The 14,662-nt window shown below is 70.4% G+C and carries 15 protein-coding genes; 10 read left to right on the plus strand and 5 right to left on the minus strand.

The genetic code is table 11. The features are described from left to right. The first annotated feature begins 10 nt into the window (after positions 1–10). From ACZ5XS_RS03315 to ACZ5XS_RS03330, 4 genes are all read left to right on the plus strand, one after another. Positions 11–925: a F0F1 ATP synthase subunit gamma gene (locus ACZ5XS_RS03315; protein ID WP_468647468.1), complete on the plus strand. Its 915-nt coding sequence runs from the start codon at positions 11–13 to the stop codon at positions 923–925. After that, positions 925–2,361 (plus strand): F0F1 ATP synthase subunit beta, encoded by a 1,437-nt coding sequence (atpD, locus tag ACZ5XS_RS03320; RefSeq protein ID WP_468647469.1) that lies wholly within the window; start codon positions 925–927, stop codon positions 2,359–2,361. The genes ACZ5XS_RS03315 and atpD overlap by 1 nt, the downstream gene beginning before the upstream one ends. 115 nt (positions 2,362–2,476) lie before the next feature. After that, positions 2,477–2,851, plus strand: coding sequence for a F0F1 ATP synthase subunit epsilon (locus ACZ5XS_RS03325; RefSeq protein WP_468647470.1), 375 nt, complete (start codon positions 2,477–2,479; stop codon positions 2,849–2,851). 142 nt (positions 2,852–2,993) lie between these two features. Continuing rightward, positions 2,994–3,440, plus strand: coding sequence for a DUF2550 domain-containing protein (locus tag ACZ5XS_RS03330; protein WP_217239345.1), 447 nt, complete (start codon positions 2,994–2,996; stop codon positions 3,438–3,440). 73 nt (positions 3,441–3,513) lie between these two features. Here ACZ5XS_RS03330 and ACZ5XS_RS03335 read toward each other — a convergent pair whose 3' ends face one another. The 3 genes from ACZ5XS_RS03335 to ACZ5XS_RS03345 all read right to left on the minus strand — a co-directional run bounded on the left by ACZ5XS_RS03335 (position 3,514) and on the right by ACZ5XS_RS03345 (position 7,366). Beyond that, a complete protein-coding gene (locus ACZ5XS_RS03335; protein ID WP_468647471.1) occupies positions 3,514–5,334 on the minus strand; it encodes a glycosyl hydrolase family 18 protein in 1,821 nt (606 codons plus the stop codon). Positions 5,335–5,561: 227 nt separating this feature from the next. Then, positions 5,562–6,212, minus strand: coding sequence for a response regulator (locus ACZ5XS_RS03340; RefSeq protein WP_468647472.1), 651 nt, complete (start codon positions 6,210–6,212; stop codon positions 5,562–5,564). Continuing rightward, entirely contained in the window at positions 6,209–7,366 is a 1,158-nt protein-coding gene (locus ACZ5XS_RS03345) for a sensor histidine kinase (RefSeq protein ID WP_468647473.1), read from the minus strand. The genes ACZ5XS_RS03340 and ACZ5XS_RS03345 overlap by 4 nt, the downstream gene beginning before the upstream one ends. Before the next feature lie 152 nt (positions 7,367–7,518). Between ACZ5XS_RS03345 and ACZ5XS_RS03350 the strand changes: the two genes are divergently transcribed. Then, positions 7,519–8,106, plus strand: a complete 588-nt coding sequence (locus ACZ5XS_RS03350) for a hypothetical protein (protein WP_468647474.1) — start codon at positions 7,519–7,521, stop codon at positions 8,104–8,106. Continuing rightward, positions 8,103–8,312, plus strand: coding sequence for a DUF5708 family protein (locus ACZ5XS_RS03355; RefSeq protein WP_468647475.1), 210 nt, complete (start codon positions 8,103–8,105; stop codon positions 8,310–8,312). Before ACZ5XS_RS03350 ends, ACZ5XS_RS03355 begins: the two co-directional genes overlap by 4 nt. A gap of 2 nt (positions 8,313–8,314) precedes the next feature. Here ACZ5XS_RS03355 and ACZ5XS_RS03360 read toward each other — a convergent pair whose 3' ends face one another. Continuing rightward, on the minus strand, positions 8,315–8,887 hold the full coding sequence (locus ACZ5XS_RS03360; protein WP_468647476.1) for a cob(I)yrinic acid a,c-diamide adenosyltransferase: 573 nt from the start codon (positions 8,885–8,887) through the stop codon (positions 8,315–8,317). A gap of 424 nt (positions 8,888–9,311) precedes the next feature. Between ACZ5XS_RS03360 and ACZ5XS_RS03365 the strand changes: the two genes are divergently transcribed. The 4 genes from ACZ5XS_RS03365 to ACZ5XS_RS03380 all read left to right on the plus strand — a co-directional run bounded on the left by ACZ5XS_RS03365 (position 9,312) and on the right by ACZ5XS_RS03380 (position 13,765). Then, entirely contained in the window at positions 9,312–9,446 is a 135-nt protein-coding gene (locus ACZ5XS_RS03365; RefSeq protein ID WP_468647477.1) for a hypothetical protein, read from the plus strand. Positions 9,447–9,595: 149 nt separating this feature from the next. Continuing rightward, positions 9,596–10,444, plus strand: coding sequence for a 3-hydroxyacyl-CoA dehydrogenase family protein (locus tag ACZ5XS_RS03370; RefSeq protein ID WP_468647478.1), 849 nt, complete (start codon positions 9,596–9,598; stop codon positions 10,442–10,444). A 162-nt stretch (positions 10,445–10,606) separates the two neighbouring features. Then, a complete protein-coding gene (locus ACZ5XS_RS03375) occupies positions 10,607–10,930 on the plus strand; it encodes an STAS domain-containing protein (RefSeq protein ID WP_468647479.1) in 324 nt (107 codons plus the stop codon). A gap of 255 nt (positions 10,931–11,185) precedes the next feature. Further along, the gene (locus tag ACZ5XS_RS03380; RefSeq protein ID WP_468647480.1) at positions 11,186–13,765 is read left to right on the plus strand and encodes an ATP-binding protein; all 2,580 of its coding nucleotides are present in this window, start codon (positions 11,186–11,188) and stop codon (positions 13,763–13,765) included. An 83-nt stretch (positions 13,766–13,848) separates the two neighbouring features. Here the strand turns inward: ACZ5XS_RS03380 and nucS are convergent, their stop codons facing one another. Then, a complete protein-coding gene (gene nucS / locus ACZ5XS_RS03385) occupies positions 13,849–14,520 on the minus strand; it encodes an endonuclease NucS (protein ID WP_468647481.1) in 672 nt (223 codons plus the stop codon). Positions 14,521–14,662: the final 142 nt, after the last annotated feature.

The raw sequence follows: 14,662 nt of genomic DNA on the forward strand, positions 1-14,662 counted from the left end.
GACCTGACTCATGGGAGCCCAGCTCCGGGTCTACAAGCGTCGCATCCGATCCGTCACCGCGACCAAGAAGATCACCAAGGCGATGGAGATGATCGCCGCCTCGCGCGTCGTCAAGGCGCAGCGCAAGGTGGCGGCCTCCACGCCGTACGCGACCGAGCTCACCCGCGCGGTCACGGCGGTCGGCACCGGATCGAACACCAAGCACCCGCTGACCACGGAGGCGGAGACGGCGAGCCGTTCCGCGGTGCTGCTCCTCACGAGCGACCGCGGACTGGCCGGCGCCTTCAACTCCAACGCCATCAAGGCGGCGGAGCTGCTGACCGCCCGTCTCGAGGCCGAGGGCAAGGAGGTCGACACGTACATCGTCGGCCGCCGCGGTCTGGCCCACTACAACTTCCGCGAGCGCAAGGTCGCGGAGTCGTGGTCGGGCTTCACCGACGAGCCCACCTACGCCGACGCGAAGAAGGTCGCGGGTCCTCTGATCGAGGCCATCGAGAAGGACACGGCCGAGGGTGGTGTGGATGAACTCCACATCGTCTACACCGAGTTCGTCTCGATGATGACGCAGACGGCGATCGACAGCCGGCTGCTGCCGCTGCGCCTCGAAGAGGTCGCGGAGGAAGCGCCCCAGGGCGAGATCCTTCCGCTGTACGACTTCGAGCCGTCGGCGGAGGACGTCCTCGACGCCCTGCTGCCGCGCTACGTCGAGAGCCGTATCTACAACGCACTGCTCCAGTCGGCCGCCTCCAAGCACGCCGCCACGCGCCGCGCGATGAAGTCGGCCACCGACAACGCGGGAGAGCTCATCACCACGCTCTCCCGACTTGCCAACGCGGCCCGCCAGGCCGAAATCACCCAGGAAATCAGCGAGATCGTCGGTGGCTCCGCAGCCTTGGCCGACGCGACCGCGGGGAGTGACAGGTAATGACGACGACAGTTGAGACGGCCGTTGCCACGGGCCGCGTCGCCCGGGTCATCGGCCCGGTCGTCGACGTGGAGTTCCCCGTCGACGCGATGCCGGAGATCTACAACGCTCTGCACGTCGAGGTGGCCGACCCGGCCCAGGACGGCGAGAAGAAGACGCTGACCCTGGAGGTCGCCCAGCACCTGGGTGACGGCCTGGTCCGCACGATCTCGATGCAGCCCACCGACGGTCTGGTCCGCCAGGCCCCGGTCACCGACACCGGCAACGGCATCACCGTTCCGGTCGGCGACTTCACCAAGGGCAAGGTGTTCAACACCCTCGGTGAGGTGCTGAACGTCGACGAGCAGTACGAGGGCGAGCGCTGGTCCATCCACCGCAAGGCCCCGCGCTTCGACGAGCTCGAGTCGAAGACCGAGATGTTCGAGACCGGCGTCAAGGTCATCGACCTTCTCACCCCGTACGTCAAGGGTGGAAAGATCGGTCTGTTCGGCGGTGCCGGCGTCGGCAAGACGGTGCTCATCCAGGAGATGATCTACCGCGTCGCCAACAACCACGACGGTGTCTCCGTGTTCGCCGGTGTCGGCGAGCGCACCCGTGAGGGCAACGACCTCATCGAGGAGATGTCGGAGTCCGGCGTCATCGACAAGACCGCCCTGGTCTTCGGTCAGATGGACGAGCCCCCGGGCACGCGTCTGCGCGTGGCCCTGGCCGGTCTGACCATGGCGGAGTACTTCCGCGATGTGCAGAAGCAGGACGTGCTGTTCTTCATCGACAACATCTTCCGCTTCACCCAGGCCGGTTCCGAGGTCTCGACCCTGCTCGGCCGGATGCCCTCCGCGGTGGGTTACCAGCCGAACCTGGCCGACGAGATGGGTCTCCTCCAGGAGCGCATCACCTCGACCCGTGGTCACTCGATCACCTCGATGCAGGCGATCTACGTCCCCGCGGACGACCTGACCGACCCGGCCCCGGCCACCACCTTCGCCCACCTCGACGCGACGACGGTTCTGTCCCGTCCGATCTCCGAGAAGGGCATCTACCCGGCCGTGGACCCGCTGGACTCCACGTCCCGCATCCTGGACCCCCGCTACATCGCGGCGGACCACTACGCGGCCGCGATGCGCGTCAAGTCGGTCCTGCAGAAGTACAAGGACCTGCAGGACATCATCGCGATCCTCGGTATCGACGAGCTGGGCGAGGAGGACAAGCTCACCGTCCACCGTGCCCGTCGCGTGGAGCGCTTCCTGTCCCAGAACACCCACGTCGCCAAGCAGTTCACCGGCGTCGACGGGTCGGACGTCCCGCTGGACGAGTCGATCGCGGCCTTCAACTCGATCATCGACGGCGAGTACGACCACTTCCCGGAGCAGGCGTTCTTCCTGTGCGGTGGTATCGAGGACCTGAAGAAGAACGCGAAGGAGCTGGGCGTCTCCTGACCCGGAGCGCTGAGTTCGTCTGAGGGGGCGGGCGCGTCCCGCCCCCTCTCGCACGCCTACTAGACTTGTAACCAACACCCGGCAGACCCGCCGGGTGGTGACCCGAGGAGCCACCTTGGCTGCTGAGCTGCACGTCGCGCTGGTCGCGGCCGACCGAAAGGTCTGGTCCGGCGAGGCCACCCTGGTCGTCGCGCGCACCACGTCCGGCGACATCGGCGTCATGCCCGGTCACCAGCCGCTGCTCGGTGTGCTGGAGTCGGGCCCGGTGACCATCCGTACGAGTGACGGTGGAACGGTCGTCGCCGCGGTGCACGGCGGTTTCATCTCGTTCGCCGACAACAAGCTGTCGCTGCTGGCCGAGATCGCCGAGCTGTCGGACGAGATCGACGTCCAGAGCGCGGAGCGCGAGCTCGAGCGCGCGAAGGCGGAGGGCGACGCCCACGCCGAGCGTCGCGCGGACGTTCGACTGCGCGCGGCGGCGGCGCGCTGATCCCAGCGCGGATGCGATGACGTCACTCAGCCGCGGCCGGCACCGGAGCAATCCGGAGCCGACCGCGGCTGAGGCAGATACGGGTGATTTTTCCGTTCCGTTACCTATTTCGGGTACCTAGGAGACGAGGAGGTCGGTGTCGATGGTCCTCGCTCTGACTGTGTGCGGAATCGTCGTGGTCCTGGTGGCACTGGGGCTGTTCGTCTTCGGCCTGCGTCGCAGGCTCATCCAGCGCTCCGGCGGCACCTTCGACTGTTCCCTGCGCTGGGACGTCTCCGAGAAGCCGGACACCAGCGGCAAGGGCTGGAGCTACGGCGTCGCCCGCTACAACGGCGACCGCGTCGAGTGGTACCGCGTCTTCTCCTACGCCTACCGCCCGCGCCGCGTCCTGGAACGCTCCCTGATCGAGGTGGCCGGCCGCCGCCTTCCCGAGGGCGAGGAGGAGCTGGCGCTGCTCTCCGACGCGATCATCCTGACCTGTCTGCACCGGGGCACGCGACTCGAGCTCGCCATGAGCGAGGACGCGCTGACCGGTTTCCTCGCGTGGCTGGAGGCAGCCCCGCCCGGACAGCGAGTGAATGTGGCGTAGCCGCATTCACTCGCTGGGTGGGGGTCCCCCGGACGAAGTCTGGGGGAGCGTCAACGTCGCCTGGCGATTTTTTCTACGACAGCCCGCTGTTGATGGCGCTCACCAGCTCGCCATTGGCGGTGTCACCGCTGAACTCCCAGAAGAACGCGCCGCCCAGGCCCTGGTTCTTGGCCCAGGTCATCTTCCCGGCGATCGTCGAGGGCGTGTCGTAGGACCACCAGTTGGTGCCGCAGTGCGCGTACGCCGTGCCCGCGACGGTGCCGGTGACGGAGCAGGAGGTCTTGAGCACCTTGTAGTCCTCGATGCCCGCCTCGTAGGTGCCGGGTGCCGCGCCGGTCGCCGTGCCGCCGGGGGCGGACTGGGTGACGCCGCTCCAGCCGCGGCCGTAGAAGCCGATGCCGAGCAGGAGCTTGGCGGACGGGACGCCCTTCGCCTTCAGCTTGGCGATCGCGTCGGCGGAGTTGAAGCCCGCGGCCGGGATGCCGGGGTACGAGGTGAGCGGCGAGTGCGGGGCGGTCGGGCCGTCCTTGTCGAACGCGCCGAAGTAGTCGTACGTCATCACGTTGTACCAGTCGAGGTACTGGGCGGCGCCGCCGTAGTCGGCCGCGTCGATCTTGCCGCCGGAGGAACCGTCGGCGGTGATGGCGGCGGTGACGAGGTAGTTCGAGCCGAACGACGAGCGCAGGCCCTGCATCAGGTTCCTGAAGGCCGCGGGCCCTGACGTGTCGCAGGTCAGGCCGCAGGCGTTCGGGTACTCCCAGTCGATGTCGATGCCGTCGAACACGTCGGCCCAGCGCGGGTCCTCGACGACGGCCTTGCAGGAGGCGGCGAAGGCGGCCGGGTTGGCCGCGGCCTGGGCGAAGCCGCCGGAGTAGGTCCAGCCGCCGAAGGAGTACAGCACCTTGATGTGCGGGTACTTGGCCTTGAGCTGGCGGAGCTGGTTGAAGTTGCCGCGCAGCGGCTGGTCCCAGGTGTCGGCGGTGCCGCTGACGGACTGGTCGGCGGTGTAGGCCTTGTCGTAGGCGGCGTAGGTGTCGTCGACGACGCACTTGCCGTCCTTGACGTTGCCGAAGGCGTAGTTGATGTGGGTGATCTTCGCGGCCGAGCCCGAGGTCACCAGGTTCTTGACGTGGTAGTTGCGGCCGTAGACGCCCCACTCGGTGAAGTAGCCGAGCTTGACCTTGGAGCCGGGCGGCGGGTCGGTGGTGCCGCCGGTGGTGCGCACGGCGACCGCGCCGCTGACCGGGCCGGTCTGGTCGGCGGTGTCGCGGGCCTGGACGGAGTACGAGTAGGCGGTGCCGGCGGTGAGGCCGGTGTTCGTGTACGAGGTCGTCGTCACGGTGGCGATCTTCGCACCGTCGCGCAGGACGTCGTAGTTCTTGACGCCCTTGTCGTCGGTGGCCGCGCTCCAGGTCAGTTTCACGGAGGTGTTGGTGATGCCGGAGGCGGTGGGGGTGCCGGGGGCGGAGGGCGGAGCGTCGCCGGGGACGGTGGTGCCGTCACAGCTGCCGCCGTTGAGCTTGCAGCCCGCGGGGGAGCCGGTGCCGGTGCCGTTGAAGCCGAAGGAGACGGAGGCGCCGGGGGCCAGGGTGCCGTTCCAGGACTTGTTCCTGGCGGTCCAGTGGGTGCCGGACGAGGTGACGTCGGCGTCCCAGGCGGAGGTGACGGACGTTCCGGAGGGGAAGTCCCACTCGACGGTCCAGGAACTGAGGGAGGTGGTGCCGGTGTTCTTCACCGTCCACTTGCCCTCGAATCCGGTGCCCCAGTCGGAGGCCTTGGTGTAGGTGGCGGTGGCGGACGCCGCGGCCTGGGCGGGGCTCGCGAGGCCGACCAGGCCGGCGAAGGGGAGCATCAGTGTCGCGATCGCTGCCGCGGCTCTGTGTCTGAAGCGCATGCTGCGCCTCCTCTTTTGATTTTGCGCCTCCCGGCGCGCTACAGCCGGTGTCGAGAGCACGACCGTGCTCAGCCCTTCGGGCCTCCGCGCGCTCGCACTCTCGACACCGTCGCGCGCCTTTGGCGGGGGGTTGGGGGCGCGACTGAGCCTTCACGCCCACGGTGCCGCGAGAATAGAAAGGTCTGGACCATCGGTCAAGAGGTCTGGACCAATAAGGTGCTGGTCGGTCAGATCCCCAACTCCTGTGCCAGTACCGCCGCTTGGACCCGGCTGCGCAGCTCCAGCTTCCCCAGCAGTCGGCTGACGTGCGTCTTCACCGTGGCCTCGGCCATGTCGAGGCGGTCCGCGATGCCGGCGTTGGACATCCCCTCGCCGAGGCAGGACAGCACCTCGCGCTCCCGGCGGGTGAGGGAGTCGAGGATCGCCGGGTCGGCTCCGGGCGCCCGTACCGGCTTCGCCGCGAACTCGGCGATCAGGCGCCGGGTGACGGCCGGTGCGACGATGCCCTCGCCCCGGGCTACCGTGCGGACGGCTTCGATGAGGTCCTTCGCCTCCGTGTTCTTCAGCAGGAACCCGGCGGCCCCCGCCCGCAGCGCGCCGAACACGTACTCGTCGAGGTCGAAGGTGGTCAGCACCAGCACGTCGGCAAGGCCCTCCGCGACGACCTGCCGGGTCGCCGACACCCCGTCAAGACGCGGCATCTGAATGTCCATCAGCACCAGGTCGGGCCGCAGCTCGCGGGCCAGCGCGACCGCCTGCTCGCCGTCCGCGGCCTCGCCGACCACCTCGATGTCGGGGGCGCTGCGCAGAATGAGGACGAGTCCGGCGCGGACGGCGGACTGGTCCTCGGCGACGAGGACCCGGACGGACCGGCTCATGCGGAGTCTCCTGCGGTGAGGGGAAGCGTGGCGAGTACGGTCCAGGACGTGCCCTCGGGCCCGGCCTCGAACGTGCCGCCCAGCAGCGCCGTCCGCTCCCGCATGCCGACCAGTCCGGCGCCCGAGCCCGGCGCGCGCGGTCCGTCCCGGTCGCCGTACGGGCTGGTGACCGCGACGGTCAGCGAGCCGTCCCGCTGGGCGAGCGTCACGGTGACGCGGCCGGGGCAGGCGTGTTTGAGGGCGTTGGTCAGGGACTCCTGGACGATGCGGTACGCGGCGAGTTCGACCGGCGCCGGCAGCGAGCCGTACCCGGCGTCGAGGCTGATGTCGAGGCCGTTGGTGCGGGCGCTCTCGACCAGGGAGCCGAGGCCGTCGAGGGTGGGGGCCGCGGCCGGTTCGAGGTCGCCGCTGCTGTCGCGCAGGATGCCGATGAGCCGCCGCATCTCGGCCAGCCCCACGACGCTGTTCTCGCGGATGACGCCGAGCGCCTCCCGGGAGGTCACCGGGTCGTTCAGGGAGAGCGCGGCCGTGGAGTGGATGGCGATCGCGGAGAGATGGCCCGCGACCAGGTCGTGCAGTTCGCGGGCCATCCGGGAGCGCTCGGCGACGACCGCCTGGGAGCGGTCCATCTCGGCGAGCAGCGCCGTCTGGTCGGCACGCAGCCGGGCCGTGTCGGCGGCGTCGCGGTGCGAGCGGACCAGGGCGCCGGTGGCGGCCGGGGCGAAGGACACCACGCCGGTCACGAACCCGATGAGCAGCGCCTCCGGAACCCGCCACCAGGCCACGAACCCGATCGTCACGCCCACCGTGACCAGTCCCGTGGTGATGGGCAGGCGGCGGGCGGCGGACGGGCTGCCGTAGAGAGCGGCCGCGTACATCAGGTCCGTGTACATGGTCACCGTGACGATGTTGCCGCGGGTGAACTGGTCGGCGACCAGCATGACGGTCCCGAGGGACACGGCCAGCTGCGGCCTGGTCCGGCGAAGCAGCTCCAGCGCGGCCATCACGGCGAGCGGTGCCAGCACCCACGCGCCGGGCAGGGCGCGTCCTGGGTTGGAGTACAGACCGAGCGCCCACACCAGCACACCGCAGAGCAGTCCGGTGACGGCGACGCACACGTCGAAGCGGTGCGGCCGGGGCAGTCGCGGGGCCATGGCTCCATCCAACACGGGCCGCGCACCGCACGCGTGCTTCCCAGGGACCGTCCCGCGCTGCATCCTTCGATGTACCGCGACCTCGTCACCGCCGACGACGCCGCGCCCGGATTCCGCCGGGAGCCTGGAAAGGTGACCGAAGGGAGCCAACCGTGATCGTCGCGTTGATCATCGCCTGCGAGGTCGGATTCTGGGTGCTGCTGGCGCTGGGCCTGGCCGCCCGCTATCTGCTGAAGCGGCGCCGGACGAGTGTGGTGCTGCTGCTCTGCGAGCCCGTGCTGGAGCTGGTCCTGTTCGTCGTCACGGCGATCGACCTGCAAAACGGCGCCGAACCGGGCTGGGAGCACGGCCTGGCGGCGCTCTACATCGGCTACACCGTCGCCTACGGCCACTACACGATCCGCTGGCTCGACGGCCACGCCGCCCACCGCCTGGGCGGCGCCCCGAAGCCCGTGGGCCCGCCGCGGTACGGCATGGCGCGGGCCCGGCACGAGGGCCGCCTGTGGCTGCGTACGCTCCTGGCGGCGGCCGTGGCGTGCGCCCTGCTCCAGGGGGCGGTCTGGTACGTCGGCGACTCGGGTGACATCTCGTCCCTGCGCGCCTTCCAGCAGGTCGCGCTCAGGGCGGTCGGCATCCACGGCCTGGTCGCGCTGGCTTATCTGATCTGGCCGAAGAAGGCACCGGCCGGAACCGAGCCGGAACCCCGGACCAGCCACCCGAAGGAGAGTGCCCGCCGATGAGCAAGGCGATGAGCAAGGCGAGGAAGAACCTGCTGGAGGGCGCCGGCACCTTCGGGGTCGGACTGGTGCTGTGGCTGTTCACCGGGGATGTCGAGACCCCGGCCGTGACCTTGACGAAGGTCGGCGTGGTGATGATGTGCGTCGGGGCGGTGCTCGTCCTGGTGGGCCTGGCCCAGACGCGGCGTCCGCCGGCCGGCGGACGCTGACGTCAGCGTTCCCCGCCCGGCACCCACAGGACGTCGCCGACGTCCTTGTTCGCGGTCCGCGCCAGGATGAACAGCAGGTCCGACAGGCGGTTGAGGTAGGTCGCGGTGAGGGGGTTCATCACCTCGCCGTGCACCTCCATCGCCGCCCACGTGGACCGCTCGGCCCGGCGTACGACCGTGCAGGCCTGGTGGAGGAGGGCCGCGCCCGGGGTTCCGCCCGGCAGGATGAAGGACCGCAGCTTCTCCAGCCGCTCGTTGAAGCGGTCGCAGTCCGCCTCCAGCTTGTCGACGTAGAACTGCTCGACCCGCAGGGGCGGGAACTCCGGCTTCTCCACCACCGGCGTCGACAGGTCCGCGCCCACGTCGAACAGGTCGTTCTGCACCCGGGTGAGGACCTTGACGATCTCCTCGTCCAGCCCGCCCAGCGCGATCGCCGTGCCGATCACCGCGTTGGCCTCGTTGGCGTCGGCGTACGCGGTGATCCGGGCGTCGGTCTTGGCGACCCGGCTCATGTCGCCGAGGGCGGTGGTGCCCTGGTCGCCGGTCCTGGTGTAGATGCGCGTCAGATTGACCATGAGGTCAGAGTAGTTAGGTGCCGGACATCCGGAAGGTCCGTGTGCCCACTGTCACGGACGGTGCGGCGGGGCCGACTGCCGCCAGGACGCCGTACAGCCGGGCTCGTCGTGCACGAGCCGACGTACGCCTCCCGCACCGCGTCCACCGGACGGCGGAAGCTCGCGTTGCTCGCGGGGCCGGACCGCGCCGGGGTGCGGAGCCTCACCGCCGGCGGGGGCGCGAGGCGGGGGAGGGGCCTTTCGCGCGGGCCGTTCTGCGCGAGCCGCTCGGTGAAGCCGAGGCGGTTTCCCCCTGGGGCGGGCGTGATGGAGGGGTACGGCCGTTTCCTGCCCGTCATCCAGGACGCACCGCCCCTGCGCTCCCGGCCGCCCCCCGCTCCGGCTGATCGCCGGTCAGATCGCATGGATCCACCACACCGTCTTCGTGGCCGTCGGCCGTGAGACGGTCGCCGGGCGCAATCCGGACGAAGTGTCACGAGATACGCTCGTGCTTCTCGACGGCATCGGGGAGCTGTTGGGCGAGAAGGTGCTCAACTACGCCGTACGAGGCGAGCGCTGAGCCGTGCCGGTGTGATGTCCGTCAGATGAGACGTGACGCGCATTACTTACCGGTCACACAGCCCCTCACCTTCGCTAGGGTCCGCCGGAGAGGCAATCGACAACAGCCTGTAAGCGCTCGTGTGCAGTCATTCAAAGGGGAGTCGCACAGTGGCACGGAAGCTTGCCGTCATCGGCGCCGGCCTGATGGGTTCCGGTATCGCCCAGGTCTCCGCGCAGGCGGGCTGGGACGTCGTCCTGCGTGACGTCACCGACGCGGCACTCCGGCGTGGCACCGACGGCATCAAGGCCTCGTACGACAAGTTCGTGAGCAAGGGCAGGCTCGAGGCGCACGACGCCGACGCCGCCCTCGCCCGGATCACCGCGACCACCGACCTGGACGCCGTGGCCGACGCCGACATCGTCGTCGAGGCCGTCTTCGAGAAGCTCGAAGTCAAGCACGAGATCTTCCGGGCCCTCGACAAGATCGTGCGGGACGACGCCGTGCTCGCGTCCAACACCTCCGCCATCCCGATCACCAAGATCGCGGCCGTGACGGAGCGCCCGGAGCGCGTGGTCGGCACGCACTTCTTCTCGCCGGTCCCCATGATGCAGTTGTGCGAGCTGGTGCGCGGCTACAAGACGAGCGACGAAACCCTCGCCACCGCACGGGAGTTCGCCGAATCCGTCGGCAAGACCTGCATCGTCGTCAACCGTGACGTGGCCGGCTTCGTGACGACCCGACTCATCTCGGCGCTCGTCGTCGAGGCGGCGAAGCTGTACGAGTCGGGCGTGGCCACCGCCGAGGACATCGACCTCGCCTGCAAGCTGGGCTTCGGCCACGCGATGGGGCCGCTCGCCACGGCGGACCTCACCGGCGTCGACATCCTGCTGCACGCCACCGGCAACATCTACACCGAGTCCCAGGACGAGAAGTTCGCCCCACCGGAGCTGATGCGCCGGATGGTTGACGCCGGTGACATCGGGCGCAAGAGCGGGCAGGGCTTCTACAAGCACTGATCAAGCACCGAAACCGCACAGGCCCCGGGAGCATCACTCCCCCGGGTGAATTCGGTATCGGTTCGCTTACGGACGGCAACCTCTGACCGTCCCACGCAGTCAGAGGTTGCATCACCGGCCTTTCACTTCCGCGGAGCACGAGACGACGCACGGGGAGCGCATATGTACATCAGGGGCGACCACGTCGAGCTGGTCGTCGGGGGCCGCCTCGACGTCCGCAGCGCGGCGGACGCCCGTACGGTCCTGCACACGGCCGTCGACGACGGAATCGGCGACCTCGTGCTCGACCTGTCCGAGCTGGACTCCTGGGACGCCACCGGCCTCGGAGTGATCATGGGGGCACACCGGCGCGCCGGCCGCTGCGGCCGACGGCTCGTGCTGCGTGGCGTACCGCCGCAGATGCAGCGCCTGCTGGTCGCCACGCGACTGCACCGGATCCTCGCGATCGAGGGCGGTATCGGGGTCGAGTCACTGCCCCGGGTGTGACCTGCGGTACAGGTGGGGCGGGGCAGCCGGGTGTTTCCGGTTGCGAAACACACGTCGTGCGCAATCCTCATGAGACTGTGACGTCTCGGACGGCGCGGGACCCCGGGCTGTCGTAGATACTGTGCAAAGGTTTAGGGTTCGGTCGCCCGCTGCCGACTACCCTCGAGCGGGCCCGGACCAGAGGCGACAGCGCGGTGTGCAACAGGCCGGGAGGGGCCGGAGCCGGCACACAACGCTTTTGGGGGGCTTGACCTTATGGACCCGAACAACCGGGAGCCCGAGGAGTACGGCCACGACGGTGACGCCCATGCGTCGAGCCGGAGGCCGCCCAGGGACTCCCTCACATCGGACTTCGGGCAGCACGCGCCCGCACTCGCCCGCACGGTGCAGCTCGTCGTGGGCGACTACCTGCTCACCGTCAATCCCGTCGACGGCAGCGAGATAGAGGCCTGCCCGCCGGGCGAGCGCCCCGGCCCTCCCGAGAAGCTCGGCACGGCCGAACGCGCGGAGGCCGCCCGCGCGGCCAGGCCACCCGTCCCGCCCGGCCCCACACGGCCGGAGCTGCCGCTCCTGGCCCGCCAGGAGGAGCGCGAGCGGCTGGTACGGCTGCTCGCCCGCGGCCGCTCCGTACGCCTCACCGGCCCGGCCGGCTCCGGACGCACCAGCCTCCTCGACATCGTCGCCGAGGACTGCGCGGACCTCGCCCCCGACGGCGTCATCCGCCTCAGCGGCCACCACCGCACGCCGAGCGACCTGTTCCACGACCTGTTCTACGCCGTCTACGACGCGCCCCTGCACCGCCCGGACCGGGACGAACTGCTCTCCTCCGTCCGTGAGATCGGCGCGGTCGTCGTCCTCGACGACATCGAGTTCGGCGGCGCCGCACTGGACGAGCTGCTGGACGCCACGCCCGAGTGCGCCTTCCTGGTCGCGGCCACGCCCGACGTGCCCGCCCCGTCCGCCGACTCCGCCCTCGAAGAGGTCTTCCTCGGCGGACTGGAGCGCGCCGACGGCGTGGAACTCCTGGAACGCGCCGTCGGCCGCGTCCTCACGGAGGAAGAGGCCAACTGGGCCGGCGACCTCTGGTTCGAGTCCGAAGGCCTGCCGTTGCGGTTCGTCCAGGCCGGGGCGCTGCTGCGGTACCGCGACCGGCTGCGGGCCGGAGCCGGGGCCGTCGACGAGTTCGGCGTGTTCGCGGACACCACACCGGTCGGCGCGCCCTTCGACGCACCGTTCGACGCGCCCTTCGACACGTCCACGGACCCGTCCTCCGCCCCGGACGAGGGCGAGAACGTCCCGCTGCCCGCGCTCGGCGAGGCCGCCGCGCCCGCCCCGCTGCTCGCCACCCGGCTCAGCGACTCGGCGCGCGCCACCCTGCGGTTCGCCGTAGCGCTCGGCGGCGAGGTGCCCCACCAGGCGCACCTGCCCGCCCTCGTCGGCGACACCCACGCGGACGCCGCCCTCGGCGAGCTGGCCTCCTGCGGCCTGGTCTCCCCGGTCGGATCCCGCTACCGCCTGGCCGCCGGCGTGCAGACGCAGCTGGAGGCCGCCGGCTACGACGACGACATCGAGGCCGGCGCCCGCACCGCCGCCCAGCACTACGCCTGGTGGGCAGGGCACCCCTCGGTCACCCCGGAGCGGGTGTGCGCCGAGGCGGACGCCCTGCTCGCCGCCCTCGCTCTCCTCGTACCGGGCACGACACCGCCCCCCGAGGACGAGGAGAACGCCACCGTGCAGCTGGCCCGCACGGCGGCACCGGCGTTCGCCGCCGGCGGCCACTGGGGCGCCTGGGAGCGGGCGCTGCGTTCCGGCTCCGAGGCCGCCCGGCTCGCCGGTGACGTGTCGGAACAGGCTTACTTCCACCACGAGTTGGGCATCCTCGCGCTCTGCGGCGGACAGTTCGACCGGGCCCGTGCCGAACTGGAGGCCTCGATCGGCCTGCGCGGCGCCCTCGCCGACAAGCGCGGCACCGTCGCCGGGCGCCGGGCCCTCGCCCTGGTCGCCGACCGCTCGGGCACCGTGCCCGGCCTCGCCGCGATGGCGGGGGAGGAGGTGCCGGAGGCCCGGTACGAGGAGTCGCAGTCGCCCCCTGGCGGGGTCCCGACGGCGTTCCCGCAGCTGCAGCGGCCGGCCGACAGCTCCACGCTGGTCACCTATCAGGCGTCGTCGCCCGCACCGCTTCCGTCAGGGGTGTCGCACAAGGCCCGGGGCGGCCTCAAGAGGCTCGCCAAGCGCAACCTGGTGGCGGCCGGCGCGGGCGCGCTGCTGGTGGCCGTGCTCGGCACGGTGGTGACCCTCGGGGCGACCTCGGAGAACGATCCCACCAACCCGTCCGACCAGGTCGGCGTCAACCCGTCGGCCAGCCAGGGCCTGAACGACGGCAGCCTGGGCGCGGACGTGCCGAAGAACGACGACGGTTCCGGCGACACCGGTGAGGCCACCAGCCGCGCGACCGATCCGGGCCCGGACGGCACGTACGGCACCTCCGACGACCCGACGCCCACGGAAGCGGCCGAGCCGTCCGACGAGCCGAGCGGGACGCAGGGGCCGAGCAGCGGATCGTCGACGCCGTCCAGGCCGACGACTCCGCCGCCGTCCCCGTCCAAGCCGCCGACCTCGCCTTCGAAGCCGCCGACGACTTCGACGTCCCCGACTCCGACGCCGACACCGACGCCCACCGAGACCACGACGCCCACGCCGACGCCCACGACCACTCCGTCGACCTCCGACTCGGCCAGCGGCCCGGCCTCCTCACCGGTGGAGACCAGCAGCTCCGCCAGTGCCCCGCAGACCAGCGAGGCGGGCTCGCCGAGCAGCGCGGGGTCGGTGATCTGACGCCCGTACAGGCGCGGGCACAGCACGGAAGGGCCCGGTCCGGGGAAACGGACCGGGCCCTTCACGTCGTGGAGGAGTGAGCGTCAGAACAGCCGCAGCTTGTCGTCCTCGATGCCCCGCAGGGCGTTGTAGTCGAGGACCGTGCAGCCGATGCCGCGGTCCGTGGCGAGGACGCGGGCCTGCGGCTTGATCTCCTGGGCGGCGAAGAGGCCGCGGACCGGGGCGAGATGGGGATCGCGGTTCAACAGCTCCAGGTAGCGGGTGAGTTGCTCGACCCCGTCGATCTCGCCGCGCCGCTTGATCTCCACCGCGACCGTCTGGCCGTCCGCGTCCCGGCACAGGATGTCGACCGGGCCGATGGCCGTCATGTACTCGCGGCGGATGAGCGTGTAGCCCTCGCCGAGGGTTTCGATGCGGTCGGCGAGGAGCTCCTGGAGGTGTGCTTCCACGCCGTCCTTGATCAGGCCGGGATCCACGCCCAGTTCGTGCGAGGAGTCGTGGAGAACCTCCTCCATCGTGATGATGAGCTTCTCGCCCGCCTTGTTGATGACGGTCCAGACGCCTGCCTCCTCGCCGGAACCCTCCTTCAGCGTGCAGGGCGGCGACATCCAGTTCAGGGGCTTGTAGGCCCGGTCGTCCGCGTGAATCGAGACGCTGCCGTCCGCCTTCACCAGGATGAGACGGGGGGCGGAGGGGAGGTGGGCGGTGAGCCGGCCGGCGTAGTCGACGGAGCACCGGGCGATGACGAGACGCATGGTCGGCAACGCTACTCGACGGGCCATAGGTCACGCGATTCGGCCCAGAACATACCTGTTCGGTTGTGGCCGATTGTGTGCCTAATGAGGTCTGTGCATGTACCCATTCTCCTGGTGCCGTCACCGTCCGTTGCCTACGGTA

Source organism: Streptomyces sp. NPDC033131, from assembly GCF_055578365.1.

What these genes read in the sequence shown, in the direction of transcription:
- ACZ5XS_RS03315 (WP_468647468.1), top strand. Translation starts at nt 11, where the DNA reads ATGGGAGCCCAGCTCCGGGTCTACAAGCGTCGCATCCGATCCGTCACC.
- atpD (WP_468647469.1), top strand. Translation starts at nt 925, where the DNA reads ATGACGACGACAGTTGAGACGGCCGTTGCCACGGGCCGCGTCGCCCGG.
- ACZ5XS_RS03330 (WP_217239345.1), top strand. Translation starts at nt 2,994, where the DNA reads ATGGTCCTCGCTCTGACTGTGTGCGGAATCGTCGTGGTCCTGGTGGCA.
- ACZ5XS_RS03335 (WP_468647471.1), bottom strand. Translation starts at nt 5,334, where the DNA reads ATGCGCTTCAGACACAGAGCCGCGGCAGCGATCGCGACACTGATGCTC.
- ACZ5XS_RS03340 (WP_468647472.1), bottom strand. Translation starts at nt 6,212, where the DNA reads ATGAGCCGGTCCGTCCGGGTCCTCGTCGCCGAGGACCAGTCCGCCGTC.
- ACZ5XS_RS03345 (WP_468647473.1), bottom strand. Translation starts at nt 7,366, where the DNA reads ATGGCCCCGCGACTGCCCCGGCCGCACCGCTTCGACGTGTGCGTCGCC.
- ACZ5XS_RS03355 (WP_468647475.1), top strand. Translation starts at nt 8,103, where the DNA reads ATGAGCAAGGCGATGAGCAAGGCGAGGAAGAACCTGCTGGAGGGCGCC.
- ACZ5XS_RS03360 (WP_468647476.1), bottom strand. Translation starts at nt 8,887, where the DNA reads ATGGTCAATCTGACGCGCATCTACACCAGGACCGGCGACCAGGGCACC.
- ACZ5XS_RS03375 (WP_468647479.1), top strand. Translation starts at nt 10,607, where the DNA reads ATGTACATCAGGGGCGACCACGTCGAGCTGGTCGTCGGGGGCCGCCTC.
- ACZ5XS_RS03380 (WP_468647480.1), top strand. Translation starts at nt 11,186, where the DNA reads ATGGACCCGAACAACCGGGAGCCCGAGGAGTACGGCCACGACGGTGAC.
- nucS (WP_468647481.1), bottom strand. Translation starts at nt 14,520, where the DNA reads ATGCGTCTCGTCATCGCCCGGTGCTCCGTCGACTACGCCGGCCGGCTC.